Source organism: Stenotrophomonas maltophilia complex sp. Om-AH-Sm3, from assembly GCF_059337855.1.
In genome coordinates this window covers 22,697-49,438 of record NZ_JBYBLQ010000025.1, presented here as the reverse complement: position 1 = coordinate 49,438, position 26,742 = coordinate 22,697, and the positions used below count along the sequence as shown (strand labels likewise).

Annotated in this window: 18 protein-coding genes and 1 rRNA gene; 10 read left to right on the top strand and 9 right to left on the bottom strand. The window is 67.4% G+C overall.

What is annotated here, in order from left to right; translation table 11 throughout:
* Positions 1-8 precede the first annotated feature (8 nt).
* Positions 9-123: ribosomal RNA gene (rrf, locus tag AC10QF_RS19455) — 5S ribosomal RNA — on the top strand.
* Positions 124-602: 479 nt separating this feature from the next.
* Here the strand turns inward: rrf and AC10QF_RS19450 are convergent.
* The 3 genes from AC10QF_RS19450 to hemH all read right to left on the bottom strand — a co-directional run bounded on the left by AC10QF_RS19450 (position 603) and on the right by hemH (position 4,812).
* Positions 603-2,708: a methyl-accepting chemotaxis protein gene (locus tag AC10QF_RS19450; protein ID WP_494542717.1), complete on the bottom strand. Its 2,106-nt coding sequence runs from the start codon at positions 2,706-2,708 to the stop codon at positions 603-605.
* Positions 2,709-2,998: 290 nt separating this feature from the next.
* A complete protein-coding gene (locus AC10QF_RS19445; protein WP_353076114.1) occupies positions 2,999-3,853 on the bottom strand; it encodes an alpha/beta fold hydrolase in 855 nt (284 codons plus the stop codon).
* On the bottom strand, positions 3,850-4,812 hold the full coding sequence (gene hemH, locus AC10QF_RS19440) for a ferrochelatase (RefSeq protein ID WP_494542716.1): 963 nt from the start codon (positions 4,810-4,812) through the stop codon (positions 3,850-3,852). Before hemH ends, AC10QF_RS19445 begins: the two co-directional genes overlap by 4 nt.
* Before the next feature lie 165 nt (positions 4,813-4,977).
* Between hemH and AC10QF_RS19435 the strand changes: the two genes are divergently transcribed.
* The 4 genes from AC10QF_RS19435 to tatC all read left to right on the top strand — a co-directional run bounded on the left by AC10QF_RS19435 (position 4,978) and on the right by tatC (position 7,397).
* Positions 4,978-5,871 carry a lipid-binding SYLF domain-containing protein gene (locus AC10QF_RS19435; protein ID WP_069138914.1) on the top strand — a complete coding sequence of 298 codons (894 nt, stop codon included), beginning with the start codon at positions 4,978-4,980 and terminating at the stop codon, positions 5,869-5,871.
* 75 nt (positions 5,872-5,946) lie between these two features.
* Positions 5,947-6,174, top strand: a complete 228-nt coding sequence (tatA, locus tag AC10QF_RS19430; RefSeq protein ID WP_005420453.1) for a Sec-independent protein translocase subunit TatA — start codon at positions 5,947-5,949, stop codon at positions 6,172-6,174.
* Positions 6,175-6,189: 15 nt separating this feature from the next.
* Positions 6,190-6,651: a Sec-independent protein translocase protein TatB gene (tatB, locus tag AC10QF_RS19425; protein WP_494542715.1), complete on the top strand. Its 462-nt coding sequence runs from the start codon at positions 6,190-6,192 to the stop codon at positions 6,649-6,651.
* Entirely contained in the window at positions 6,648-7,397 is a 750-nt protein-coding gene (gene tatC, locus AC10QF_RS19420; protein ID WP_005420449.1) for a twin-arginine translocase subunit TatC, read from the top strand. The genes tatB and tatC overlap by 4 nt, the downstream gene beginning before the upstream one ends.
* A 76-nt stretch (positions 7,398-7,473) precedes the next feature.
* Here tatC and AC10QF_RS19415 read toward each other — a convergent pair whose 3' ends face one another.
* Genes AC10QF_RS19415 through AC10QF_RS19405 form a run of 3 tightly spaced genes read right to left on the bottom strand, consistent with a single transcriptional unit; the run spans position 7,474 to position 10,988 of the window.
* On the bottom strand, positions 7,474-8,385 hold the full coding sequence (locus tag AC10QF_RS19415; protein ID WP_005420447.1) for a BPSS1780 family membrane protein: 912 nt from the start codon (positions 8,383-8,385) through the stop codon (positions 7,474-7,476).
* A gap of 49 nt (positions 8,386-8,434) precedes the next feature.
* On the bottom strand, positions 8,435-9,181 hold the full coding sequence (locus AC10QF_RS19410; RefSeq protein WP_111177763.1) for a glutamine amidotransferase: 747 nt from the start codon (positions 9,179-9,181) through the stop codon (positions 8,435-8,437).
* Positions 9,153-10,988: a GspE/PulE family protein gene (locus tag AC10QF_RS19405; RefSeq protein ID WP_494542714.1), complete on the bottom strand. Its 1,836-nt coding sequence runs from the start codon at positions 10,986-10,988 to the stop codon at positions 9,153-9,155. Before AC10QF_RS19405 ends, AC10QF_RS19410 begins: the two co-directional genes overlap by 29 nt.
* Positions 10,989-11,071: 83 nt before the next feature.
* Here AC10QF_RS19405 and glyQ point away from each other — a divergent pair, with 83 nt between their 5' ends.
* The 4 genes from glyQ (at position 11,072) to AC10QF_RS19385 (ending at position 20,041) form a co-directional block, all read left to right on the top strand.
* Entirely contained in the window at positions 11,072-11,983 is a 912-nt protein-coding gene (gene glyQ / locus AC10QF_RS19400; protein ID WP_049412007.1) for a glycine--tRNA ligase subunit alpha, read from the top strand.
* A gap of 87 nt (positions 11,984-12,070) precedes the next feature.
* On the top strand, positions 12,071-14,146 hold the full coding sequence (gene glyS / locus AC10QF_RS19395; RefSeq protein ID WP_494542713.1) for a glycine--tRNA ligase subunit beta: 2,076 nt from the start codon (positions 12,071-12,073) through the stop codon (positions 14,144-14,146).
* Between the two features lie 244 nt (positions 14,147-14,390).
* The gene (locus AC10QF_RS19390; protein ID WP_032954656.1) at positions 14,391-16,187 is read left to right on the top strand and encodes an autotransporter assembly complex protein TamA; all 1,797 of its coding nucleotides are present in this window, start codon (positions 14,391-14,393) and stop codon (positions 16,185-16,187) included.
* The gene (locus AC10QF_RS19385; protein WP_494542712.1) at positions 16,184-20,041 is read left to right on the top strand and encodes a translocation/assembly module TamB domain-containing protein; all 3,858 of its coding nucleotides are present in this window, start codon (positions 16,184-16,186) and stop codon (positions 20,039-20,041) included. The genes AC10QF_RS19390 and AC10QF_RS19385 overlap by 4 nt, the downstream gene beginning before the upstream one ends.
* Before the next feature lie 11 nt (positions 20,042-20,052).
* On the opposite strand, the gene AC10QF_RS19380 is transcribed toward AC10QF_RS19385, so the two are convergent.
* From AC10QF_RS19380 to AC10QF_RS19370, 3 genes are read right to left on the bottom strand one after another with little or no spacing between them, the layout of a single operon-like run.
* Positions 20,053-21,300, bottom strand: coding sequence for a J domain-containing protein (locus AC10QF_RS19380; RefSeq protein ID WP_111176076.1), 1,248 nt, complete (start codon positions 21,298-21,300; stop codon positions 20,053-20,055).
* A complete protein-coding gene (locus tag AC10QF_RS19375) occupies positions 21,297-22,754 on the bottom strand; it encodes a J domain-containing protein (RefSeq protein ID WP_494542711.1) in 1,458 nt (485 codons plus the stop codon). Before AC10QF_RS19375 ends, AC10QF_RS19380 begins: the two co-directional genes overlap by 4 nt.
* Positions 22,751-24,439, bottom strand: a complete 1,689-nt coding sequence (locus tag AC10QF_RS19370) for a molecular chaperone HscC (RefSeq protein WP_111176072.1) — start codon at positions 24,437-24,439, stop codon at positions 22,751-22,753. Before AC10QF_RS19370 ends, AC10QF_RS19375 begins: the two co-directional genes overlap by 4 nt.
* A gap of 126 nt (positions 24,440-24,565) precedes the next feature.
* Here AC10QF_RS19370 and AC10QF_RS19365 point away from each other — a divergent pair, with 126 nt between their 5' ends.
* Complete coding sequence (locus tag AC10QF_RS19365) at positions 24,566-26,713, top strand: S46 family peptidase (RefSeq protein WP_053498782.1); 2,148 nt, start codon at positions 24,566-24,568, stop codon at positions 26,711-26,713.
* The last annotated feature ends 29 nt before the right edge of the window (positions 26,714-26,742 follow it).

Genomic DNA, 26,742 nt, shown 5'->3' with positions numbered 1-26,742 from the left:
AAAGCCTCCCTGGTGAAATTAGCGCTGTGGAACCACCCGATCCCATCCCGAACTCGGAAGTGAAACGCAGCTGCGCCGATGGTAGTGTGGCTCAAGCCATGCGAGAGTAGGTCATCGCCAGGGTTTATACCCAAAACCCCGCTGCTGACGCAGCGGGGTTTTTCTTTTTGCGCGGTAAACACCGGGTAGTGCCGGCCGCTGGCCGGCAACCCGACGGTGTTACATCGCCCGGTAGATCCACGCCATCCGTGGATCCCCCTGCGAGGAACAGCGGCGCCAACCAAGGTTGGCCGCTACCAACAGCAGGCGCACACAGCGGTCGTTTGCCGGCCAGCGGCCGGCAACTTTGTGCGCGGTAAACACCGGGTAGTGCCGGCCGCTGGCCGGCAACCCGATGGCGTTACATCGCCCGGTAGATCCACGCCATGCGTGGATACCCCCTGCGAGGAGCAGCGGTGCCAACCAAGGTTGGCCGCCACCAACAGCAGGCCCACACAGCAATCGGTTGCCGGCCAGCGGCCGGCACTACCAGGGGCAGGTCACGCATAAAAAGACGGCGCCCTGCGGGCGCCGTCCTCATCCACTCGCTTGGCAGACCCTGATCAGGCGGCCCGCGGGACCTCGTGTGCTTCCTGCTGGCGGAAGACCGACACCGCTTCAGTCAGCGTCCCAGCCTGCGACTGCAGCTCACGTGCGGCAGCGGTGGCCTCCTCCACCAGCGCCGCATTCTGCTGCGTGGCCTGATCCATCTGCACCACGGTCTGGTTGATCTGCTCGATGCCAACCGACTGCTCCTGAGATGCCGCCGAGATCTCACGCATCAGATGGCTGACATTCTCCACGCCGCCGACAATGCCCTGCATCCGCTGGCCGGCGTCGGCCACCAGCTGGGCACCTTCGCCCACCTGGCGACCCGCCTCATCGATCAGCTTTTTGATTTCCTGTGCGGCGGCGGCGGAGCGCTGCGCCAACACGCGCACCTCGCTGGCCACCACGGCGAAGCCACGGCCCTGCTCACCGGCACGTGCGGCTTCCACCGCCGCATTGAGCGCGAGGATATTGGTCTGGAAGGCGATGCCATCGATCACGCCGGTGATGTCGCCGATCCGCTTCGAGGCGCCTTCAATCGCCTGCATGGTGTCGACAACCCGCTGCATCGCGGTGTTGCCGTCACTGGCGGCGCTCTGCGTGGACGCAGCCAGCTCACTGGCCTCGCGCGCATGCGCAGCATTCTGGCGCACGGTGGCGGTCAGCTCCTCCATCGAGGCTGCGGCTTCCTGCAGGTGCGCCGCCTGGCGCTCGCTGCGCTCGGACAGCGCACCATTGCCTGCAGCGATCTCGCTGGCGGCGGTACTGATCGAGGCCGCGCACTGCTGGATGCGGCCCACCATGCGCGCCAGCTGGCCGGCGGTGGCGTTGGCATCACGCTGGATCGCGGCGAAGGCACCGTGGTACTCACCGTGCATGCGCCGATCGAGATCGCCGTTGGCCAGCGCCGAAAGCATCTGCCGCACGTCGTTGACGGTGCTGCCCAGCGTATCGAGCAGCTGGTTGATGCCACCGGTCAGGCCATCGAGGAAGCTGGCGCCTTCGGTTGCCTGCAGGCGCTGGCCGAGATCGCCGGCAGCGGCAGCAGCGACGATGCCGGCCACGGCGTTCTCCAGCGCCAGCTCCTGGGTACGGTCATGCCATTCCACGGCGAAACCGAGGCGCATGCCCTGTGCATCGAACACCGGGGTGACCACCTGGGCGAAGTGCACCGGGCCGATCTGTACCTTGCCGTTGTGGCTGGCCTGCAGGCCATTGAGGATGGCGCGGATGCGGTCCGGGTTGGCATGGAAGCGATGGATGCTGCTGCCGACCAGGCGTTCGGCATCGAAGTCAGGGAAGGCCTGGCGCAGTGTCGCCTGCTGGTTGCGCAGCAGAGCCACCACCGAGCGGTTCACATAGCGGATCACGTGATCATTGTCGGCGATCATCATCGCGGTGCGCGAGGCATCCAGCGCCTGACGGATCTGCGCATTCTCGGCATGCGCCTCAGCCTCACGCCCACGTTGGGCCTGGACGTGGCGCGCGGTATCGGCCAGCGCATGGGCCAACGAGCCGGGTGCATAGGATGCGGTGTCGGCATGTGCGCCCAGGTCGGTGCCCGTGGCGATGTCGCGGGCCAGCGCAGCCAGCCGGCGCGGGCCGTGGCCAAGCGCCTCGGTCTGCTGGCGCAGGCGCAGCGCGACCTGGCCGAGGAATGCCGTCAGCCCGGCGAACAGGCCCGCCTGCAGCAACGTAGGTCCCACTGCTGCGCCCTGCAGCAGCGGCGCCAACAGCGCGAGCGTGCCGATGCCGCCGGCCAGCCATACCGGCAGGCGATCACGATGGCTCAACAGCACGCCCAGCAGCAGTGCAATCGGCAACGCCGGTGACAAGCCCGCGATCGCGCACAGCCATGCCAGCTGCAGCGACAACAACAGCGCCAGGCCATTGCGGGTGACGCTATGGCCCGCTTTGGGACCGGCCAGCCAGATGGCAGGCAGCACAGCGGCCGCGACCAGCGAGGCGGTCAGGACATGAGGCCCGCGCAGGGCCAGCACCAGGCCGGCCACCGCCAGTGCCGCGCTGCCGATCAGCAGGCGGCGGTCAGCGCGGTGCGCGAGCTGCTGCAGGTGCGGCAGGCGGGCGGTATCGGGGGGACGGGAGGATGCAACGGACATCGGCGACTCCTGGATCAGCAGACGACAACGGCCACGCCGCGGCGCACGCAGGAGTGCGTGACCAGGGCGCGAGCCGGGAATTCGGGGAATGCGACGCGATCAGCGACGCGGAGACGGGACACCGCGGCCACATCCTGTGGGTGACGGTGCAATGGAGCAGGCATGCGGACTTCCTTGCAGGACCAGACACACGCCGCAGGCCCGACCGGACCTGCGTGCTGCGGACGCAGGCGCCCGCAACTGATGTATCGGCCGCAGACGCGCAGAGTGAAGCGCGCGGTTACCTTTGCTCAGCCCGCGTTGTCGTTGCTGAAGAAGCGCAGGATCACGCCTGCGATCTGTTCCGGATCTTCCATGTGCAGGTGATGGTTGCCGGGAAACACCGCCAACCGCCCATCGCGCAGGTGCTGCAGGCGATCGCTGCGCATCGGCTCGGGGTAGTAGGACTGCGCTGGCGTGGCATAGATCACCTGCGTCGGGCAGGCGATGGCCTGCAGCAGGTTGTCGATCTGGCCTTCGCTGAGACGGATCGCAGTGGGCAGCATCAGGCGCGGATCGCTGCACCAGCGGTAGCCACCCTCGACCGGTTCCACGCCGCGCTCGACCAGCAGCCGTGCGCAGGGTTCGCTGAGCTGGTTGGTCATCATCCGCGCGCGGATCGGCGCTGCCAGATCGGGGAACACGCGCAGCTGCTTGCGTGCCAACGCGCGCGTGGCGTTCACATGCTCGCGCAGGCGATGCGCCGTTTCTTCCTCGGGACCGCGCAGGCCGCCGAGTGCTTCGATCGCCACCAGCCGATCAACACGGTCGCTGACCGAGGCGGTAAGGCTGGCGATGCCGGCACCCATCGAATGGCCGAGCAGGCTGAATCGGTCCCAGCCCAGTGCGTCGGCGACATCGAGTACGTGGCAGATCGCGGCGGCCGTGGTGTAGCTGGCACCCATCGGCAGGTGCGCGCTGTGACCGTGGCCGGGCAGATCGATGGCAACCAGCTGCAACGCCGACAGGTGCGGCGCCAGCGGCACGAAGCTGGCGGCGTTGTCGAGCCAGCCATGCAGGGCCAGCACGCGTGGGCCGCCGCCGTGGTTGCGCAGGCCGGCGACGCGTGCGCCACCGACCTGGAGTTCAAACGGTTGCAGGCTCATGCCAGCGAGGACACGGCCAGCCGTGCCAAGGCGCGTGCATGCTCCGGCTCGGCGTTGAGGCAGGGGATGTAGCGCATCGTCGCACCGCGCTCGGCCAGTGTTTCGGTGAAGCCCAGCGCAACCTCTTCCAGCGTCTCCAGACAGTCGGTGGCGAATCCGGGGCAGACCACGTCGATCTGCTTCACGCCGGATTCGGCCAGCGCCCACAGGCTGGGCTCGGCATACGGCTGCAACCAGCGCTCGCGGCCGAAGCGCGACTGGTAACCCATCTGCCAGTCGTCCTTGACCAGGCCCAGTGCATTGGCGATGGCCTGCGCACTGGCCTCGCAGCGCTGCGGATACGGGTCGCCCGCGTCGGCCAGGCGCTGCGGGATACCATGGAAGGAGAACATCAGTTTCTGACCGCGACCGTGCTGTTCCCAGTAGCGGCGGATCGATCCGGCTATGGCCTCGACCCAGCCGGGATCGACCGAGTAATCCCGCACCAGGCTCACGGTCACGCCCGGGTTGCGGCGCTGCCACGCATCGACCCGGTCTTCGACCGAGGCGGTGGTGGTGGTGGAGTACTGCGGGTACAGCGGCAACACCACGATCCGGCGCGCACCGTCGGCGGCAAGACGGTCGAGCTCGCCGGCCAGCGCCGGTTCGCCGTAACGCATCGCATGGCGTACCGTCAGGGTCGGCAGCAGGGCCTGCATGGCCTGCGCCAGCTGGCGCGTATGCACCATCAGCGGTGAGCCGCCGGGCAGCCAGACCTGGGCGTACTTGGCCGCCGACCGGCCGCTTCGCAGCGGCAGGATCAGCCCGCGCAGCAGCGGCTGCCAGAGCAGTGCCGGAATCGCGACCACGCGCGGGTCGGACAGGAATTCGGCCAGGTAACGGCGTACGGCGGGGGCCGTCGGCGTCTCGGGCGTGCCTAGGTTGACCGCCAGCACGGCGGTATCGGGTGCGTCGAGCATGGGCGGTATTGTCGCCTATCCGGCGCCGCACCGGGATGCAGGGTTCGGATTGCAGGCATAGCGCGCATCAATGCGGGCAGGGAACGCTCATTGGGGATTCATGACAACACCACTAATTTCAGTCACTTGCTATATCTTCCTATGGACTGACTTCTGGAGCCTGCCATGCGTCGCCCGATCCAAGCCCTGCTGATCGCCGCCAGCCTGCTGTCCAGCCAGGCCATGGCCGGACCGCAGGAAGACCAGCGCGCCCGCAACGCCGTGCGCGTGCTGGCCGAAATCCAGGAAATTCCTGAACAGGGCATTCCGGATAAATTGCTCGACGAAGGCCGCGCGGTCATCGTCATTCCCGACACGATCAAGGCCGGTCTTGTCATTGGCGGTCGCCGTGGCCACGGCCTGATGTCGGTGCGCATGCCCAATGGCGCATGGTCCAACCCGGTGTTCGTGAAGCTCACCGGTGGCAGCATCGGCTTCCAGGCCGGCGTGCAATCTTCGGATGTGGTGCTGGTGTTCCGCAACGACCGCAGCCTGGACAACCTGGTCAACGGCAAGTTCACGCTCGGCGCCGATGCCGGCGTTGCCGCCGGTCCGGTCGGCCGCAATGCCGCCGCCGCCACCGACGGCCAGCTGAAGGCCGAGATCTGGTCCTGGTCGCGTGCCCGTGGGCTGTTCGCGGGCGTCGCGCTGGATGGTGCGGTGCTGCAGATCGACGATGCCGCCAACCTTGACGCCTACGGCAGCAACACCACGCCGCGCATGATCTTCGAAGGTCGCGCCGCCGGTTCGCCGTCGATGGACGTGGTCGCCTTCCGTGATCGTCTGGAAGAGGCCACCTACGCCGCCCGCAACAATCGCAACGGCAACGGTGGCAGTGCACCGCGTCCGGCGGCGACCCCGGCGGTTGCGCCGGCGCCTGTTCAGGCAGCGCCGGTGGCCCCGGCCGAAGCCACCACCGCGCCGTTGCAGAACGTGCCGCAGAACCCGCCGCCGCAGCAGCAGGGTTTCCAGCCGGTCAACGACGGCGAAATCCGCACGGAAACGCTGGGCGGGAACTGACTTTCGTCACGCGCGCCGGCTGACAGCCGGTGCGCTATGCTCGACAGCCTGATCACTAACGTAACGAGCGTCTTTATGGGCAGTTTCAGCATCTGGCATTGGTTGGTCGTGCTGGCCATCGTCCTGCTGGTGTTCGGCACCAAGCGCCTGACCAGTGGCGCCAAGGACCTCGGCTCGGCGGTCAAGGAATTCAAGAAGGGCATGCGCGACGAGGACAAGCCCAACGCGCAGCTGGGCGACGAGTCGCGCAGCCAGGACGCCTCGCGCACCGCGCAGGACGAGCACGACCGTAACGCTCGCTGATCCGGAGCGGTTGCGGTGTTTGATATCGGCTTCAGCGAACTGCTGGTGATCGCGGTGGTCGCCCTGGTGGTGCTCGGTCCCGAGCGCCTGCCCAAGGCGGCCCGCTTCGCTGGCCTGTGGGTGCGCCGTGCCCGCAATCAGTGGGATTCGGTGAAACAGGAACTGGAACGCGAACTGCAGGCCGAGGACATCAAGCGGCAAATGCAGGAGGTGCGCCAGGGCATGCAGGACACCGAGAACCAGCTGCGCGCCAGCGGCGAGGCGATCCGTCGCGAAGCGCAGCAGGCGCAGCAGCAGGGCGATGCGCTGGCGCAGGAAGTACGCGCGCCGGCGCCTGCGGATCCGCCGCCGCATATGGGCGGCCTGCCGCCTGCCGATGCACCGGTACAGGAGGGCATTGCTCCCGAGCCGACGCCGGCGACACCCCCTGAAGCCGGTGCGCCGCCGCCGCAGAGCAGCCCGGAGCGCCAGCCATGAGTGAACAGGATTTCGGCGAAAGCTCGCTGGTCGAACATCTGGTGGAGCTGCGCGGCCGCCTGGTGCGCGCATTGCTGGGCCTGGGCGTGGTGCTGCTGGCGCTGCTGCCATTTACCCAGAAGCTGTACAACGCGCTGGCCGAACCGCTGGTCTCGCAGCTGCCCAATGGGCAGACGATGATCGCGACCAATCCGGCCGGTGCCTTCTTCGCGCCATTGAAGCTGACCTTCTTCGTGGCCCTGTTCGTGGCGGTGCCGTGGCTGCTGTACCAGCTGTGGGCCTTCGTCGCCCCGGGGCTTTACGCGCGTGAGAAGCGCCTGGCGGTGCCGCTGCTGGTGTCTTCGGTACTGCTGTTCTACACCGGCTGTGCCTTCGCCTACTTCCTGGTGCTGCCGGCGGTGTTCCATTTCCTGACCACCTTCAGCCCGGACGTGATCGCGATCACCCCGGATGCGAATGCCTATCTGGATTTCGTGCTGGCGATCTTCTTCGCCTTCGGTGGCAGTTTCGAACTGCCGGTGGCGATGGTGATCCTGGTCCTGCTGGGCTGGGTGACGCCGCAGCAGTTCAAGGAAGGACGTGGTTACGCGATCGTCGGCATCTTCGTGCTGGCGGCGGTGCTGACCCCGCCGGACGTGGTTTCGCAGCTGATGCTGGCGATCCCGATGTGCCTGCTCTACGAGCTGGGCATCCACGCCGCACGCTGGCTGGTGCCATCGTCGGCGGTGAAGAAACCCGCCGCCTAAAAAAGGGGACGGAGGGGATTAAGTCGCTATCGGCACAGTGGCACAAACGACTTAATCCCCTCCGTCCCCTTTTTCGTCAGGCGTGGAAGATGTCGCTTGAGGTCGGGGTGGTCGGGACCGGCGGTGCGGCGCGACTGCCACGGTGCACGAACATCTGCTTCCACGCGGCATAGACCGCGCCGACATACAGCGGCATCAGCACCGTGGTCAGCACCAGCTGGGCGATGAAGGCGGCGGCCAGCGGGCCACCGATCAGCATCGCGATCTGGATCACGATCACGAACAGGATGTAGATGCAGAACGCGGCGATCAGGCCGAGCACGGCGAACACGATCATCGCGCCGATGTTCTCGATGCAGCCCTGCAGGCTCAGGCGCAGCGCGTGCATGCCGCTCTGCTTGTCGAACACCACCAGCGCCGGCTGGGTGAACATTGCCAGCGACAGTGCGACCGCGCTCAGGAACACCAGCAGCATCCACAGCGCGATGCGCTTGGCCGGCAGGTTGGCCACCAGCGCCGCGGCATCGTCCGGCTTGATCTGCTGACCACTGCGGCTGATCTCTTCCATCTTGGTCATGACCTCGCTGAAGGCGGTGAAGCCTTCGCGGCCGATCATCATGAACAGCAACGCGCCCAGCAGCAGCACCGCCAGCACCTGGATCGCCAGCGGCACCAGCAGGTGGCTGACGCGGTGGTCGCGGATCGGCTGCAGCAGGTGCGAGGACAGGCCCGGGCGGCCTTCGTCGATCTCACCCACGGCGTAGAGCATGCCGCCGAACATGATCGGCGAGATGGCCAGGGTCATCAGCTGCACGGCCATGCCGGCGGCGCCGGGAATCAGCGTCGACAACAGGGTGACCACCCAGCTCACCAGCAGCCAGGCCAGGCCGATCCGGGCCAGCTGCAGCGGCGCACGCCGATACAGCGAGAACGTATCCAGCAACCACTGGGCGCCCGCCGAGGCCGGCAGCTTGCGAATCTCTTTCATGGACATCCGGGAAGGACAGGAGGGGACGGGCGGTTGCCCGTGCCGCTGATTATCCCTGTTTTGCCGCCGGCTGGGCTGAAGACAGCCGCGCCTGTCGGACGAAGCGGCGCAGCAGCTGGCGGGCCAGCGGTGCGGCGCTGACTGCGCGCTCGATGCTGCGCGCACAGCCGCCGTGGCGGCCGATGCAGTCGGCGCGGGCGCGCACGTAGCCGCGCATGTGGTGGGTGGCGAATTCGGGGTGGAACTGCACGCCCCAGGCCTGGCGCCCCCAGCGGAACGCGTGGCAGCCATCCAGCGGCGAGCGTGCCAGCACCTCGGCACCGTCGGGTGCGCGCAGCACGGTCTGCAGGTGGGTGGCGTGGGCGGCAAAGTGCTGCGGCAGGCCCTGGAACAGCGGATCCTGTGCCGCCTGTGGCTGCAGCTCCAGTTCGATCGTGCCGGACTCGCGCCCGGCCGGGTTGTAGGCCACCTCACCGCCCAGCGCATGCGCCAGCAGCTGGTGGCCGTAGCAGATGCCGAACACCGGCAGGTCAGCGTGGGCGGTCTGGCGCAGCCACGCCGCGCTGCGCTCGCTCCAGTCGGCGTGGTCAGTAACGAAGGCGGCCGAACCGGTCACCAGTACCCCGGCAAAACCGTGCGGATCGGGCAGGGCGCCACCGTTTTCGACATCGACCACCACCGTCTCATGTTCCTCCAGCCCGGCGGCGACGCGGATCCAGTGCGGAAAGCGCCCGTAGCGGCGCAGCGACGGTACCGGGCGGCCGGTTTCAAGGATCAGGAAGGGGGCTGGGTTCATCCGGGGGCGGCAGCACTGACAGGACTTCCTCGATTGTAGTCAGCCCCTGCGCCACCTTTTCAAGCCCGGCCTGGCGCAGGGTTCGCAGCCCTTCAGCGCGCGCGGCACGGGTGAAACCGGCCAGATCCATGTCGGCGCGGATCTGCCCGCGCAGCCGCGAGCCCAATGGCAGCAACTCATACAGGCCGATGCGGCCGAGGAATCCGGTGCGCCGGCACTCCAGGCAACCGACCGGACGACAGGGCGTGGCGGCATCTGGATATGCAGCCTGGCTATCAGCGAGCACCTCCCAGTCGGCAGCACCAAGGGTGTGCGGCTGCTTGCAGTGCGGGCACAGGGTACGCACCAGGCGCTGGGCGAGGATGCCGTTGAGGGTGCTGGCCAGCAGGTAGTGCGGCACGCCCAGGTCGAGCAGGCGGGTGACCGCCGACGGTGCATCGTTGGTGTGCAGGGTGGACAGCACCAGATGGCCGGTCAGCGAGGCCTGCACCGCCATCTGCGCGGTTTCCAGATCGCGGATCTCGCCGATCATGATGATGTCCGGGTCCTGCCGCAGCAGGGTGCGCACGCCGCTGGCGAAGTCCAGGTCGATGTTGGCCTGCACCTGCATCTGGTTGAACTCGGGCGCGATCATCTCGATCGGGTCCTCCACCGTGCACACGTTCACGTCCGGCGTGGCCAGCCGCTTCAGCGTGGAATACAGGGTGGTGGTCTTGCCCGAGCCGGTCGGGCCGGTGACCAGCACGATGCCGTGCGGGCGCTCGACCAGTGCATTCCAGCCAGCGGCCTCCTGCGGGCTGAAGCCGAGCTGGTCGATGCTCTTGAAGGCGGCATCGGGGTCGAAGATGCGCATTACGCACTTCTCACCGAAGGCGGTGGGCATGGTAGACAGGCGCATCTCGACCTCGCGGCCACCCGGCGAGCGGGTCTTGATGCGGCCGTCCTGCGGGCGCCTGCGCTCGGCCAGGTCCATGCGGCCGAGTACCTTGATGCGGCTGACCACCGCGGTCATCACTGCCGGCGGCACCTCGAACACCTTGTGCAGCACACCATCGATGCGGAAGCGCATGCGTCCCATCTCGCGGCGCGGTTCCAGGTGGATGTCCGAGGCGCGCTGCTCATAGGCGTACTGCAGCAGCCAGTCGACGATGTGCACGATGTGCTGGTCGTCGGCATTGACGTCGCCGGTGCGGCCCAGCTCGACCAGCTGCTCAAAGCTGGGCAGGGTGGTGTTGGCCTCGCCGCGGACGTCGCCGCGCGCGCCACGCACCGAACGGGTCACCCCGTAGAACTCCATGGTGTAGCGGTGCAGGTCGAGCGGATTGACCACCGCCAGCTCGATGCGGCGGCGTGTCAGGTGCTGCAGGTCGCGGCGCCATTCCTGCACCAGCGGCTCGCTGGTGGCCACCAGCACCCGTTCGGCATCCACTGCCAGCGGCAGGAAGCGGTGGCGACGGGCATAGGCGTGGGAGACCAGCGCGGTGACCGCAGCGACGTCGACCCGGGTCGGATCGATGCGCAGGTAGCGGTTGCCGGTGCGTTGGGCCAGCCATTCGGTCAGGCGTTCCAGGGTCAGTTCGCCGCCGTCGCGGGTGGCCAGCTTGAGGTTGGACAGCAGCACCAGCGGGTGCACTTCACTGGCATTGCGCGCGCCCTGTGCGGAAAACCGCATGCGCTCGCCCTCGTGCTCGGCGACCAGGCCGTCGGCCAGCAGCGCCGCACCCACCTGCTCGAAATGCAGGCGGCCCCACGGCAGCGGGACGCCGCCTGGCTCGCCGGGCGTGCCCACCGGCAGCCGATGTTCCATCTGCCTGCTCCTCCCGGGTACGGAATGCCCCGCAGGTCGGCCGTTATACTAGCGCACCCCCTTGCCGGCCAAGACTCGTACGCATGTCCGCGACCCCGACCGTTCCGATCACCTTCCAGGGCCTGATCCAGACCCTGAACCAGTTCTGGGCCCAGCAGGGCTGCGTGCTCATCCAGCCGCTCGACCTGGAGGTGGGCGCCGGTACCTTCCACCCGGCCACCTTCCTGCGGGCGATCGGGCCGGAAAGCTGGAACGCGGCCTACGTGCAGCCGTCGCGCCGCCCGACCGACGGCCGCTACGGCGAGAACCCGAACCGCCTGCAGCGCTACTACCAGTACCAGGTGGCGATGAAGCCGGCGCCGGACAACATCCAGCAGCTGTACCTGGATTCGCTGAAGGCACTGGGCATCGATCCGCTGGTGCACGACCTGCGCTTCGTCGAGGACAACTGGGAATCGCCGACGCTGGGCGCGTGGGGCCTGGGCTGGGAAGTCTGGCTCAACGGCATGGAAGTGACCCAGTTCACCTACTTCCAGCAGGCCGGTGGCCTGGAGTGCCGCCCGGTGCTGGGCGAGATCACCTACGGTCTCGAGCGCCTGTGCATGTACCTGCAGAACTGCGACAACGTCTATGACCTGGTCTGGACCTACGGCCCGGACGGCCAGCCGGTGACCTACGGCGACGTCTACCACCAGAACGAGGTGGAGCAGAGCACCTACAACTTCGAATACGCCGACGTGGACGAAATGTTCCACCGCTTCGATGCCTGCGAGCGTGAAGCGCAGAAGCTGGTGGAAGTGGGCCTGCCGCTGCCGGCCTACGAGCAGGTGATGAAGGCCAGCCATACCTTCAACCTGCTCGATGCGCGCCGCGCGATCAGCGTGACCGAGCGCCAGCGCTACATCCTGCGCGTGCGCGCGCTGGCCCAGGCGGTGGCCAAGGCGTATTACGAGCAGCGCGAGAAGCTGGGCTTCCCGGGTGCGAAGAAGGCCTGACCGCCTTCCTGCACCGTCCCGCTTTTCATCAACTACCCGGGGCGCCGGACGCGTTGCGCGCTGCGCCCCCACCACAGGATCGAACCGATGAGCCAATTGTCCCCCCTGCTGATCGAACTGGGCACCGAGGAGCTGCCGGTCAAGGCGCTGCCGGGCCTGGCCCAGGCGTTCTTCGACGGTGTTGTCGAAGGCCTGCGCAAGCGTGGCGTCGCGCTGGAGCTGGGCGATGCCCGCCCGCTGTCGACCCCGCGCCGGCTGGCCGTGCTGCTGCCGGGCGTAGGCCTGGAACAGCCGGAACAGCACAGCGAAGTGCTGGGCCCGTATCTGAACATCGCGCTGGACGCCGAAGGCCAGCCGACCAAGGCCCTGCAGGGCTTCGCCGCCAAGGCCGGGATCGACTGGACCGCGCTGGAGAAGACCACCGACAACAAGGGCGAGCGCTTCGTGCACCGCGCGGTGACCCCGGGCGCGAGCACCGCCAGCCTGTTGCCGGACATCCTGCGCGAGGCGATCGCGGCGATGCCGATTCCCAAGCCGATGCGCTGGGGCGACCACGCCTGGGGCTTCGCCCGCCCGGCGCATTGGCTGGTGCTGCTGCACGGCGCCAACGTGGTCGAGGCCGAACTGTTCGGCCTGCAGGCCGGCCGCGCCAGCCGTGGCCATCGTTTCCACCACGACCAGGCCGTGTCGCTGGCGCAGCCGCAGGACTACGTTGAAGCGCTGCGCGCCGCGTTCGTGCTGGTCGACCCGAGCGAGCGCCGCGCGCGCATCGTCACCGAGGTCGAGGCCGCTGCGGCCAAGGCCGGTGGCAGCGCCCGCATCACCGAAGACAACCTGGAGCAGGTGGTGAACCTGGTCGAATGGCCGTCGGCGGTGCTGTGCAGCTTCGAACGCGCGTTCCTGGCGGTGCCGCAGGAAGCGCTGATCGAGACGATGGAGATCAACCAGAAGTTCTTCCCGGTGCTGGATGCCGCCGGCACGCTGACCGAGAAGTTCATCGGCATTGCCAACATCGAATCGAAGGACGTGGCCGAAGTGGCCAAGGGCTACGAGCGGGTGATCCGCCCGCGCTTCGCCGATGCCAAGTTCTTCTTCGACGAGGACCTGAAGCAGGGCCTGGTGTCGATGGGCGACGGCCTGAAGACGGTGACCTACCAGGCCAAGCTGGGCAGCGTGGCCGACAAGGTGGCGCGCGTGGCCGCACTGGCCGAAGTGATCGCAGCCCAGGTCGGTGCCGATCCGGCGCAGGCCAGGCGGGCTGCCGAGCTGGCCAAGAACGACCTGCAGTCGCGCATGGTCAACGAATTCCCGGAATTGCAGGGCGTCGCCGGCCGCCACTACGCCGTGGCCGGTGGTGAATCGGCCGACGTGGCGCTGGCCATCGACGAGGCCTACCAGCCACGTTTCGGTGGTGACGACATCGCGCTGTCGCCGCTGGGCAAGGTGCTGGCCATCGCCGAACGCGTGGATACGCTGGCCGGTGGTTTCGCTGCAGGCCTGAAGCCGACCGGCAACAAGGACCCGTTCGCGCTGCGCCGCAATGCGCTGGGCCTGGCCCGCACGATCATCGAAAGCGGCTTCGAACTGGACCTGCGCGCGCTGATGGCCAGCGCCAATGCCGGCCTGGCCGCGCGCAACGTGCAGGCCGATGTCGGCGAGCTGTACGACTTCATCCTCGACCGCCTGAAGGGCTACTACGGCGACAAGGGCGTGCCGGCCACGCACTTCAACGCGGTGGCCGAGTTGAAGCCGGCCTCGCTGTACGACTTCGATCGCCGCCTGGATGCGATCGGCACCTTCGCCGCGCTGCCGGAGGCAGAGGCGCTGGCCGCGGCCAACAAGCGCATCCGCAACATCCTGCGCAAGGCCGAGGGCGAGATTCCGGCGCAGATCGACGCGGCACTGCTGCAGGAAGATGCCGAGCGCGCGCTGGCCGAAGCGGTGACCGCCGCCATCGATGACACCGGCGCCAGCCTGCACCAGAAGGACTATGTGGCGGTGCTGGCACGCCTGGCGCGCCTGCGTCCGCAGGTCGACGCGTTCTTCGATGGCGTGATGGTCAACGCGGAAGATCCGGCACTGCGTGGCAACCGCCTGGCGCTGCTGACGATGCTGAGCGAGCGCCTGGGCAAGGTGGCGGCGATCGAGCATCTGTCGAGCTGACGCCCGTATCGGTAGTGCCGGCCGCTGGCCGGCATTGCTCCCGATCTGTGGGGTGCCGGCCAGCGGCCGGCACTACCGGAACATCGCCGGCGTTGTCTATCGCGGTCATTGCCGACATCGTGGACGATGCCGGCATCCTGATTGGTCGGTTGCGACAATCGACACCTTGCGGTGTATTTTGACCGCCACTTAACAACCGATCCGCAATGACGTGATGCATTTCGCATCGTCACCTCCGGTCGGTATGCTGTGCCGCATGCAGCCAAAGAAATACGCCCTGCCGCTGATGGTCCTGTCGCTGGCCGCCACTTCCGTGGTCCATGCGCGCGGCACCATCGACAAGGTGGACATCAAGGGATTGGACAAGGGCGACGACGCCGCAATCATCGAGAACATCCAGGAATCGCTGTCGCTGTACGACACGATCGGCAAGGAGCAGGGCGAATCGCGCCTGGAGTACCTGCTGTCGCAGGCCGAGCGGCAGACCCGCCAGGCGCTGGAACCATTCGGGTACTACAACCCGGTGATCAAGGTCGAGGCGCCGCGCGAGGATGAGCACGTGCGCGTGCTGATCCATGTCGACAAGGGCGCCCCGGTGACCGTGCGCCGCGAGCACATCGACATCACCGGCCCGGCGATGTACGACCAGTACCTGCAGGACGACCTGGCCGCCTTCAAGCCGCGCAAGGGCCAGCGCTTCGAGCACACCCAGTACGAAGCCAGCAAGATCACCATCACCCGGCGCCTGGCCGAGCGTGGCTACTTCGATGCCGACTACACCCAGCGCCAGGTGCAGATCACCCGCGCCGACAACGCCGCCGACATCGACCTGACCTGGGACAGCGGCCGCCGCTACAACATGGGCCCGGTGCGCTTCGAGCAGGATTACTTCGTCGACAAGCTGTTCGATCCACTGGTGTACTGGGACCAGGGCAGCTACTACCACGAGGGCAAGCTGGACCGGCTGCGCGAGTCGCTGACCAAGCTGGACTACTTCAGCGTGATCGACATCCAGCCGCGCCCGGACCAGGCCGACGAGAACGGCGAAGTGCCGGTGGACGTGAAGCTGACCCGGGCCAAGCGCACCATCTACACCGCAGGCCTGAGCTACGGCAGCGAGAGCGGCCCGGGTGTGCGCGGTGGCATCGAGCGGCGGTTCCTGAACAACCGCGGCCACAAGATGAACACGCAGCTGGACTATGCGCAGAAGCGCAAGAGCCTGGTCACCAGTTACCGCATTCCGGCCTTCAACTGGCTTGATGGCTGGTACACCTTCGCTGCCAGCGCGTATGACGAGCAGACCGACTACATCGACCTGCGCAACTTCAAGCTGATCGCCAGCCGCAGCGGCGAGATCAACGAACACTGGACCGCGATCGCCTCGATCAACGCGCTGCGCGAGCGCTGGCGCTATGCCTCCGGCACCGAATTCACCGACGCCGTCTACAACACCTCGACGCTGGTGTACCCGCAGATGGTTGCCGACTACGTCAACGTCGACGACGAGATGTTCCCGCGCAAGGGCATCAGCGGCGCTGCAACGGTGCGTGCCGGCGTGGAAGGCGCCGGCTCGGATACCAGCTTCGTGCAGGCCAACGCCGTGTTGCGCTGGTACATCCCGGTGGGTGAAAGCAATCGCCTGATCCTGCGCGGCGAGGGCGGCACCACCTGGACCAGCGATCTGGTAGCGATGCCGCCGAGCCTGCGCTACTTCGCCGGTGGTGACCGCAGCATCCGCGGCTACGCCTACCGTGAGGTCGGCCCGCGTACGCCGAAGCCGGACAAGTACGCGCTGGGTGCCAAGAACCTGGTGATCGGCTCGGCCGAGTACGAGCACTACTTCAACGGTGGCCCCTGGGGTGCGGCGGTGTTCGTCGATACCGGCAGTGCCTTTGACAACACCATCGACCTGCATACCGGCGTCGGCTTCGGCGTACGCTGGAAATCGCCGGTGGGCCCGGTGCGCATCGACGTGGCGCACGGCCTGAACAACCCGGATTCGCAGTTCCAGCTGTACCTGAACATCGGAGCGGACCTGTGAGCACGCCCGCACCGACCCCGAACACCCCGCCGCCACGCGTGCGTTTCTATCGCCGTCGCCGCTTCTGGGCATGGTCCGGCGCCGGCGTGATCGGCCTGGTGCTGCTGGCCCTGCTGGCGGTGTACTGGCTGCTGCAGACCGTGGCCGGCCGTGACGTACTGCTGGCCCAGGTGGTGGCGCGGCTGCCGGTGGGTGCCAGCTTCACCTGGGACAAGGTGGAGGGTCCGGTGGCCGGACCGCTGACCCTGTACAACGTCGACTTCCGCTATGACGACATCCATTTCCACGCCGAGCGTGCGCACCTGGAGCCGGACCTGCGCCCGCTGCTGGGCCGCAAGCTGCTGCTGGACAAGCTGGAGCTGACCAACGCGACGTTGAACCTGGCCAAGAGCGATGAGCCGTTCAAGCTGCCGTCGTGGCCCGATTCCCTGCCGCAGATCGAGATGCCGCTGGCGATCCAGGCCGATGCCATCGCCATCGATGGCTTCCGCATCAGCCAGGCCAACGAACCGGTGATCGACATCAGCCGCGTGCGCGGCGGCATCGAGATCGCCAACGGCGAGTTCCAGGCGCACAAGCTGGTGGTGGACAGTGACATGGGCAACTTCACTGCCCAGGGCCATTACATCCCGGCCAAGGACTACGACACCGACGTGACGGTGACGGCGGTGTTGCCGGCACCGCGTGGGCGCACGGCCGCTACCGTCGGCCTGGTCGCCCGCGGTGACCTGTCGCACATGGAAGTGGCGGTGGCCGGGCGTGCACCGAAGCCGCTGCACGCGATGCTGGTGTTCGATGGCCGCACCGACCCGACGTGGAATGCCAGCGTGCGCAGCGACGAGCTGGATCTGGCGCTGCTGTCGCCGGCATTGGCGAGCTCGGCGATCACGCCGTTGTCGCTGGATTTCACTGCTGCTGGCAAGGGCGGCAATGCCACCCTGCGTGGCAAGGTGAAGCAGGGCGAGCAGGAACTGGAACTGGCACCGTCCGTGGTGTCATTGCAGGACCAGGTGCTGAAGGTTTCGCCGCTGCTGCTGAAGGGTCTCGGTGGCGAAGCCCGCCTGGAGGGTACCGCCGATTTCAGCCAGGAAGACCAGCAGAAGCTCAACTTCTCGGTGGTCGCGCGTGACCTGACCTATGTACCGGCGCCCGATCCGAACACCGCCGGCAGCGCACCGGTGCCGGTCACTCTGAAGGAAGCACGCTTCGGCCTGGCCGGTACCCTGAAGGCCTGGGCGGCGATCGGCCGCGCCGAGGTCGAACGCGAAAAGCAGAAGGCGCAGCTGCACTTCGATGTGCGCGGCAATGACCAGGCCGCGTCGATCCACCAGCTGCAGGCGCAGACGCCCGGTGGCCAGCTGCAGGTGGAAGGCCAGGTGGCGTGGGCGCCGCAGCTGAACTGGGACGCCAAGGCCACGCTGAAGGACTTCGACCCCGGCTACTTCGTGCCGGGCTGGAATGGCCGCCTGTCCGGCAACCTGGCCTCCAAGGGCCGCCAGCTGCCGCCGCCGGCCAATGCCGCACCGGGCACCGCCGGTACGCTGGAAGCCACGGTGGACCTGCCCTCGCTGAAGGGCATGCTGCGCCAGCGCAATCTCGACGCACAGGGCAAGTTCGCACTGCAGGGCGCGCAGGGCCAGGGTGACCTGAAGCTGTCGCTGGGCAGCAGCCGGGTGACCGCGTCGGGCAAGGTCGGCGACCGCCTCGACATCGAGGCGCGTTTCGAGCCGCTGCAGTTGAGCGACCTGCTGCCGGCCGCCGACGGTGGCCTGCGTGGCCAGGTACAGGTGAAGGGCCCGCGCGATGCGCCGGACATCACCGCTGACCTGGTCGGCAACAACCTCAACTGGGATGGCTACGGCGCCGAGAGCCTGAGCATCAAGGGCCGCCTGCCGTGGCGCGGCGACAGCGGCACGCTGGCCGTGCAGGGCCAGCAGGTCAACGCGGGCATGCTGCTGGAGCGGCTGAACATCGACGCACAGGGCAGTGTGTCCAACCTGCGCCTGGCCGCGCAGACCCGCAACGAGATGGGTGCGGTCGAGCTGCAGGGCAGCGTGCGCCAGCAGGGCACGCAGTGGCGTGGCGAACTGGCGTCGCTGCGCATCGCACCGGTGAAGGGCGATGCCTGGGCGCTGCGTGCACCGGCGGCGTTCGCGATCAACGGCAGCACCTACACGCTGTCCGAAGCCTGCCTGGCCGCGGCCAGCAGCGGCGCGCTGTGCGCACAGGCCAACTGGCCGCGCGAAGGCCTGGTGGTGCGCAGCGACGCGCTGCCACTGGCGCTGGTGCAGCCGTGGTTGCCGCCGCAGTCCGGCCGGCGCATCTACCTTCGCGGCGATGTCAGCCTGGACGCGCAGATCCGCCCGCGCGGCAACGCTTGGGAAGGCCATGTGGAAGTGCGCTCGAAGGAAGGCGGCGTGCGCCTGGGCGAGAACCGCAACACTGTGGGCGATACCACCCGCGGCGAGCTGGTGCGCTATGACCAGTTCTCGCTGAAGCTCGACATGACCCCGGCCAGCATCAAGGGCTACCTGGGCATGGGCTTCCAGGGCAACGGCTTCGTCGACGCCAAGATGCAGACCGGCTGGGAAGCCAGTGCGCCGCTGAATGGTGAGCTCTACCTCAACATGTCGCGGCTGTACTGGCTGGAGCTGTTCTCGCCGGACATCGTGCGACCGACCGGCCTGATCGAAGGCCACGTCAGCCTGCGCGGAACGCGAGGCCAGCCGTCGCTGGGTGGCGACGCACAGCTGAGCAACTTCAAGGGTGAATTCCCGGCGCTGGGCCTGACCTTCGACCAGGGCAAGGGCAGCTTCGTGGCCCAGCCCGATGGTTCGGCCAAGATCACCGCGCAGGCCAACTCCGGCCAGGGCACGCTGTACGTGGACGGTGGCCTGTCGTGGTTCGGCGATGCACAGCCGCTGCAGCTGAAGATCCATGGCGAGAACGTGCTGCTGTCCAACACCAGCGAACTGCGCATCGTCGCCAACCCCAACCTCGACTTCACGTTGGCCAAGGCAGCGATGGAGCTGCGTGGCACCGTGCACGTGCCCGAGGCCGACATCGATCTGGAACGCCTGGACCGCGGCACCTCGGTATCCGAAGACGTGGTGGTGCTCGACCCGGCCGATCCGGAAGAGTCGCGCACCTCGCCGCTGGACATGGACCTGACCGTCAGCCTCGGCGACAAGGTGAAGATGACCGGGTTCGGCCTGAAGGGCGCGCTGACCGGCAAGATGCAGGTCTGGGCCAAGCCCGGCCGCGAAATGACCGCCAATGGCGGCCTGGAAGTGAGCGGCCGCTACAAGGCGTATGGGCAGGACCTGACCATCACCCGTGGCAACCTCAACTGGAACTACAACGCGGTGTCCGACCCGCGCATCAACATCCGCGCCGAGCGCCGCATCGGTGATGTCACCGCCGGCATCGACGTGACCGGGCGTGCCCAGCAACCGCGTGCCGACGTGTGGTCCGATCCGGCGATGTCGCAGTCCGAGGCACTGGCCTATCTGGTGCTGGGACGCAGCCTGACCGGCGCCAGCAGCGACCAGGCGCAGCAGGTCAACGCGGCCTCGGCGGCGCTCTCGGCTGGCAGTGGCCTGCTCGCCTCGCAGCTGGGTGCCAAGCTGGGCCTGGATGATGCAGGCGTGAGCCAGTCGCGCGCGCTGGGTGGTTCGGTGATCGGCGTCGGCAAGTACATCTCGCCCAAGCTTTACGTGGGTTACGGCGTGTCGCTGGTGGGCGCCGGTTCGGTGATCACGCTGAAGTACCTGCTGCGCCGCGGGTTTGATGTGGAAGTGGAATCGAGCACGGTGGAAAACCGTGGTTCGATCAACTGGCGGCGGGAGAAATAACCCGCCGCCACTCAACCATTCCTTGTGCCAGGGTCCAGCTGGCTCACGACGGCGAATGAGGGGACTGGCCAGCGCAGGCGAGGCCCGTGCGTGATCATGCCTTGCCCATCGAGCGGCCACGGTGGCTCGACGGGCGCTGGCGCGGGTGCCGTTCGCGAGGGAGTGCGTCCCACGAAGGACGCCAGTATGAGGACGCCAGCCACGATGACCACCGAGGCATGGATTGCCACGCGTTTCATGCCGGTCGTGCTGATCGCAAGCGGCCGCGCGGCATCACCCAGCAGTGCCAGAACCGCCAGAACCGCCAGCACGATCATTGCGCCCAGCAGGCAGCGAACAATCGCCACCTGCATCTTCGGGAGACTGAAGTGCCTGGGTTGCGATATCGCCATCCAGAAGGCGACCTGATCTGCGTCCAGTGGCGCCAGCGTGTCGCGGACGGTGTGCACCCCCAGATGCTGCATCGTGCGCCGCATGGTGCCTGCGCGCCCGGGCACGCAGGCCGAAAGCGTCGATTCCAGCCAGTGCCAGGGTCGGGTCAAGCGTTCCATGCGCGCATGGGCTTCATGTGTGGACATGCGGTCCTGCGGTCGATCCAGTGCTGCGGTGAGGGCCGCGTGGTTGCGCGGCTGCAGCAGCCAGTGGCGATGCAGTTGGCTGCGTCGTGCGCGCACGCGGTAGGGATCGATATCACGCCGGATCTCATCCCAGCAGAAATACCGGCTGAGCAGATCGAAGTTGGACTCGCACAGGGGCCCGCCCTGGTGCAGCAGCTGCTGCAGTACCACGTCGCCGATGCGTGGCCTGTCGGCCAATGACCACAGCTCCGGACGATGGGCCAGCCATCGCTCGAAGCTGGCCGGGTCGGCATCGGTCGCGGTGTTGATCAGCAGACGCGCAAACCGGGGCAGGTTCAATGCCTGCTCCGCCACATCGTCCCGCATGCCGGTGTCGAACGTGCATGGACGATGCAGCACAGGCATGTGGTCCGTTGGCGAATGGCTGTCGTATAGCGCCGGTGGGCCGGGTGGGCTGTTGTCTGCAGGTGGCGTCGACAGCGCTTCTGCACTGCTTCCCTCCTGCCATTGCGTGCGGTTGCGTACCCACAGCAGAGCCTCCTGGTAAGCCTCGTGCAGTGCCTGGAATGCCACGGGGTCTTCGTCCGGGCGTGCCGCACGCAGTCTCTGCGCGTAGGCGCGCTTGATCGCCCGTTCGTCGGCGCTGGCGTCGAGCCCGAGAGCGTCCAGCGCGCGGCTCACGCAGGGTTCCCAGAGGCCGGCGGGAGCCGGTCAATCCGCGCGTGACGACGCGCGCGATGCACGAACTCGGCGCCCCACTGCAGCAGGGTCAGAACGATGCCTGCTTCGGCGATCAGTATGGCAAGCACCATGAACACGGCGTGGCGGATTCCGAACCGCACCCCGGCACCGACGCGTCGCCACAGGCGCGCAGTCGCCAAGGGCAGTGCCATGTAGATCAGCAGCGTACCTTCCATGCGGTGACCCAGGCCATGGACAAGAACCAGGCTGCCGATCGCCATCAACGGCGCCGGTAGGGCCAGCAGCAGCCCTGCACGCTGATGAGTGAGGTCAAGCGTAAGTTGGCGCAGCGCCCAGCGAACAGGCACCCACAGTACCCCCATCACCGCCAGCAGCAGGCCCAAGAGCGCCCCCAGCTGGACGAACATCGCGGCTTCGCCCGCCTTTCCCTGGACCAACGAGACACCTGCGATTCCACCAAAGAACACCAGGCTGCAGACGCCCAGCAGCACGCCACGCAGCGCGTTGACCTGGCAACGCCAGCGGTTGGGATGGGAAACGTCGCCAAGGCTGCGCCAGAACTGCACCTGGTGCGGATCCCAGGCGGTGGGCAGTGGTTCCTGGCCACCGCGTTCCAGCGCATCCAGCAGCGCGTTGACTTCATTGATGTGTTCGGGCAACTGCGCCGGCCAGAGGGATCGTGGCGGGTGCCATGGCTGCGACAGGTAGCGTAGGCAACGGCCGACAGTGATCTTCCCCAGCCGCAGGCTGCCTTCCTCCTCAAGCAGCGCAGACAGCTCCGCCGCATTGCCGGTCTCGGCGGCCCAGCGTCGATGACCGCGCGATCGGATCGATATCAGCCTGTCCGCATCCAGGCCGTCGTGAACATCATCCCAGCCGAAACAACGTGCCAGCAGATCCATGTTGGCTGCGCAGATGCCATCGTGACTGCGGGCCAGCTCGTCCAGCAGTGCGTCGCCCACCAATGGCTTGTAGCGCAGTGACCACAGGACCGGCGTGGCCTCCAGCCATGGCCCGAAGTCTTCGGGGGAAGACAGATGGGCCATGCGCAGGATCGTCTGCGCATGACCCGATACGTGGACCACGCCCTCCAGCTCCACCACCGGCGCCGTGCGCAACAGCGCAGGCATGCCGCGTGGTGGCAATGGAGGCGAGTACGAACGCGTCCCGGGCGGCGTCGAGGCCACGTCGGCGTCGTGCAGCCAAGGCGTACTATCGGCTGCATGCTGTGCCGGTTCGGTCTCGTTCGCGTTATCGGGCAGTGGTTCCTGGCGAACCCAGTCCAATGCCGCCTGATAAGCCTCATGCAGGTGCTGGAAGGCGACGGGATCTTCGTCGGGGCGTGTCACCCGCAGGCGCTTTGCGTAGGCGCGCTTGATCGCGCGCTCGTCAGCCGTCTCGTCCAGCTCCAGGACGTGCAGTGCCCAGCTCATGCATCGCGCTCGAGGGTGTCGAGTGCCTCGTCCAGCTGATGGCGATGACGCTCGACGGCAATGGCATCCTGGCTTTCCAGCACATGGCGGAAGTTGTTCAGCCACGACTGCAGCAGTTCGCGGTGATGGATGCGTTCCTCGTACAGGCGCTCGGTGCGGGCAATCACGGCGATGTTGGGCTGCGCGTCGCGCGGGTGGATCTTCAATGCTTCCAGCACCCGCAGGCGCTGCTGGATTTCTTCGGGTGACAGCAGCCCGGGGTTCTGTTCGAGGATGAGCTCGTGGCGCCTACCGGTGGCGTCCTCGGTGACTTCGACCTGCAGCAGCCCGTTCACGTCGTAGGTAAAGCGGGCGGTGACGCTGCGCTCTTGAATCGGGACAGAATGGGTCAACGGCACGGTCAGCTCACCGAGCTTGATGTTGCGATCCACCGTCGGACTCTCGCCCTGGAATACGTCGAGGCGAATGGCACTTTGCTGCTCGTGCACCGGGTAGAAGCGATCTTCGCGGCTGACCGGCACCACGCTGTTGCGCTGGATGATCGGGTGAAAATAGCCGCTGCGCTCGCCACCGGAAGCATCCTGGCGGGACACCTGCGTGCCCAGTGTATAGGGGCAGACATCGGTCAGCACGACCTCGCGCAGCGATTCGTCGCGTGCCTTCAGCCCGGCGGCAACGGTGGCACCCAATGCGATCGCCTGGTCCGGATGGACGTGGCGCAGCGGCAGCCGGCCAAACATGCGGGTCGCCAGCTTGCTGACCATCGGCATGCGTACTGCACCGCCGACCAGGATGATGTCGTCCAGCGCCTCGGGCTTGAGCCGGGCGTCGCGGATCGCGCGCTCGATGGGCGTGCGCATGCGCAGTAGCAGTGGCTCACAGAGCTGGGTGTAGCGAGCTTCATCCAGCTGCCACTTGCGTTCACTGCCGGCCAGGGGCAACTGCAGGCTGGCAGTGCCGCTCTGGCTGAGTTCGCGCTTGAACAGTTCCAGCCGACGCAGCAGCTGCGCCTGCTCGGCAGCGGACAGGTCGCTGGCAGACGTACCCTGGCCGGCATGGAAGGCCTGCACGAGTACCTGCAGGAAATCCTCGCCACCCAGGAAATTGTCGCCGGCGCTTGCATGGACCTCGACGACGCCATCGAAGATTTCCAGGATCGACACATCGAAGGTGCCGCCGCCCAGGTCCAGCACCAGGATCCGGCCTTCGCCGTCACGCTCCTGCAGGCCGTAGGCCAGCGCGGCGGCAGTGGGCTCATTGATCAGGCGCTCGACGCGGATGCCGGCCAGCTCGCCGGCGGCGCGGGTGGCCTTGCGCTGGGCGTCAGAGAAATAGGCCGGCACGCTGATCACCGCCTCCTCCACCTTGCGGCCCAGGGCGGCTTCGGCGTCGGCTAGCAGCGAGCGCAGCACCATGGCCGAGAGCTCCTCGGGACGGAAACTGCGCTCACCCAGCCGGGTCTCACGGTCGCTGCCCATCCAGCGCTTGAAATGGGCCACGGTCTGCTGCGGATGGCTGACCAGGCGGTCACGGGCCGGCTGGCCGACCAATACGCCACCTTCGGCGAGGCTGACCACCGAAGGGGTCAACAGCTCGCCATGGGCATTGGGGAACAGCTGCGGCCCAGCTGCCGTGTGCATGCCGATGAGGGAATGGGTGGTGCCAAGATCGATGCCGACGATCATCTGCGAACGTCCGATGTGCAGAAAACGGCAATTTTAGGAGCGCGGCGCAGGCCTGACTATCGGGCGTTGCCCGACAGCGCCCCAGCGGCTATGGTCCCGGGCTGTTCAGTCGTACCGGATTGCCTCATGTCACCACGCAAAGCCCTTCCCACCGCCCTGGCCCTGGGCCTGACCCTCGCCGCCGGTGCCCACGCCGATGAAGGCATGTGGATGCCGACCCAGCTGCCGGACCTGGCCAAGCCGCTGCAGGCCGCTGGCTTCAAGGGTAATCCGGCCGACCTGGCCAATGTCACCGCGCCGCCGCTGAGCGCGGTGGTGCGCGCTGGCGGCGGCACCGGCTCGTTCGTGTCCAGCGACGGCCTGCTGCTGACCAATCACCACGTGGCGATGGGCGTGATCCAGTACAACAGCTCCCCAGAGCACGACCTGATCAACGGTGGCTTCATCGCCAGGGACCGTGCCGATGAGCGCCCGGCCAACCCGGACTTCCGCGTGCTGGTCACCGTCGGCTTCGACAAGGTGACCGACCAGGTGCTGGCGCAGGCCCGCGGCAAGACCGGCCGTGCCTACTTCGATGCCGTCGATGCCGCCAGCAAGCAGATTGTGGCCGAGTGCGAGAAGGATGGCAGTGTGCGCTGCTCGGTGGCCAACATGTACTACGGCACCGACTTCTACCGGATCGCCCAGCTGGAACTGAGCGACGTGCGCCTGGTGTACGCGCCGCCGCGTGCGATCGGCAACTACGGCGACGAGATCGACAACTTCATGTGGCCGCGCCACACCGGCGACTTCACCCTGCTGCGCGCCTATGTGGGCAAGGACGGCAAGCCGGCCGCCTACAGCAAGGACAACGTGCCCTACCAGGCGCCGGCACACCTGCAGATGTCGGTGGAGGGCCCGAAGGAGGGCGACTACGCGATGCTGGCCGGTTATCCGGGCATCACCTACCGCCACCGTACCGCGGCAGAATTCGCCGGCCAGATCGACACCGTGCTGCCGCGCCGCGTTTCGGTGTTCCAGCAGATGATCGACACCATCGAGGCGGCAACTGCCAAGGACGCGCAGGCACGTACCCGTTACGCTTCGCAGCTGCAGTCGCTGAAGAACAACCGCAAGCGCGCCGCCGGTGAGCTGGAAGGTCTGCTGCGCAGCGACGCCAAGGCCCAGCGTGCCGCCGACGAGACCGCGATGCTGGCCGCCACCGACCGCAGGTACCAGAGCGACATCAAGGCGCTGCTGGCCAACCTGTCACAGGGCGCGGCGGTGGGCGAGCGTGACCTGCTGCTGGACCAGATGGCCGCACAGAGCCAGTTGCTGCGCTCGGCGCTGCTGCTGGAGCGCCTGCGCATCGAATCGGCCAAACCGGACGCGCAGCGCGAGAGCGGTTACCAGCAGCGCGACCAGGCGATGATCGAAGGCGTGCTCAAGCAGGTCCAGCGCCGCTACGCACCGGAGGTCGAGAAGGCCCTGCTGACCACCCTGCTGACCCGTTACCAGCAGCTGCCGGACGCGCAGCGCGTGGCCGAGTTCGACGCCGCCTTCGGCCGTACCCCGCAGCAGCTGGCCAAGGCACTGGATACCCTGTACGCCGGCACCCAGCTGGGTGACGAGGCGCAGCGCCTGTCGCGCTTCGCGGCTGCGCGCGAAGGCAAGGCCCTGGCCGCCGATCCGCTGATCGCCGTGGCCGGCCCGCTGGTGGCCGCGCAGCTGCGCATCGAGAACGAAAGCAAGACCCGCGAGGGCGAGCAGCTGCGCCTGCGCCCGGCCTACATGCAGGCGCTGTTCGCCTGGCGTGCCAAGCAGGGCCGCGCCGTGTACCCGGATGCCAACCGCACCCTGCGCATCAGCTACGGCAAGGTCGAGGCACTGCACCCGCGCGATGGCGTGACCTACTCGCCGGTGACCACCGTGGCCGGCATCGTCGAGAAGAACACCAACGCCTATCCGTTCGACGCACCCAAGCCGCTGCTGGCAGCGATCGCCAAGGGTGACTTCGGCAGCACCGCCGATCCGGCACTGAAGACCCAGACGGTCAACTTCCTGACCAACCTGGACACCACCGGCGGCAACTCCGGCTCGCCGGTGCTCAATGCCAAGGGCGAACTGATCGGCCTGAACTTTGACAGCAACTGGGAGTCGGTCAGCGCCAGCTGGTGGTTCGACCCGCGCTACAAGCGTGCCGTGCACGTGGACATGCGCTACCTGCGCTGGCTGCTGGCCAAGGTCTACCCGGCGCCGGAACTGCTGAAGGAAATGGGCGTGCCGGCCCAGTAAGAAGCCGGCCACGACCCACGGTCGTGGCC

Excerpts from the sequence above, each read along its gene's own strand:
- AC10QF_RS19450 (WP_494542717.1), bottom strand. The coding sequence starts at position 2,708 with ATGTCCGTTGCATCCTCCCGTCCCCCCGATACCGCCCGCCTGCCGCAC.
- AC10QF_RS19445 (WP_353076114.1), bottom strand. The coding sequence starts at position 3,853 with ATGAGCCTGCAACCGTTTGAACTCCAGGTCGGTGGCGCACGCGTCGCC.
- hemH (WP_494542716.1), bottom strand. The coding sequence starts at position 4,812 with ATGCTCGACGCACCCGATACCGCCGTGCTGGCGGTCAACCTAGGCACG.
- AC10QF_RS19435 (WP_069138914.1), top strand. The coding sequence starts at position 4,978 with ATGCGTCGCCCGATCCAAGCCCTGCTGATCGCCGCCAGCCTGCTGTCC.
- tatA (WP_005420453.1), top strand. The coding sequence starts at position 5,947 with ATGGGCAGTTTCAGCATCTGGCATTGGTTGGTCGTGCTGGCCATCGTC.
- tatC (WP_005420449.1), top strand. The coding sequence starts at position 6,648 with ATGAGTGAACAGGATTTCGGCGAAAGCTCGCTGGTCGAACATCTGGTG.
- AC10QF_RS19415 (WP_005420447.1), bottom strand. The coding sequence starts at position 8,385 with ATGAAAGAGATTCGCAAGCTGCCGGCCTCGGCGGGCGCCCAGTGGTTG.
- AC10QF_RS19410 (WP_111177763.1), bottom strand. The coding sequence starts at position 9,181 with ATGAACCCAGCCCCCTTCCTGATCCTTGAAACCGGCCGCCCGGTACCG.
- AC10QF_RS19405 (WP_494542714.1), bottom strand. The coding sequence starts at position 10,988 with ATGGAACATCGGCTGCCGGTGGGCACGCCCGGCGAGCCAGGCGGCGTC.
- glyQ (WP_049412007.1), top strand. The coding sequence starts at position 11,072 with ATGTCCGCGACCCCGACCGTTCCGATCACCTTCCAGGGCCTGATCCAG.
- glyS (WP_494542713.1), top strand. The coding sequence starts at position 12,071 with ATGAGCCAATTGTCCCCCCTGCTGATCGAACTGGGCACCGAGGAGCTG.
- AC10QF_RS19390 (WP_032954656.1), top strand. The coding sequence starts at position 14,391 with ATGCTGTGCCGCATGCAGCCAAAGAAATACGCCCTGCCGCTGATGGTC.
- AC10QF_RS19375 (WP_494542711.1), bottom strand. The coding sequence starts at position 22,754 with ATGAGCTGGGCACTGCACGTCCTGGAGCTGGACGAGACGGCTGACGAG.
- AC10QF_RS19370 (WP_111176072.1), bottom strand. The coding sequence starts at position 24,439 with ATGATCGTCGGCATCGATCTTGGCACCACCCATTCCCTCATCGGCATG.
- AC10QF_RS19365 (WP_053498782.1), top strand. The coding sequence starts at position 24,566 with ATGTCACCACGCAAAGCCCTTCCCACCGCCCTGGCCCTGGGCCTGACC.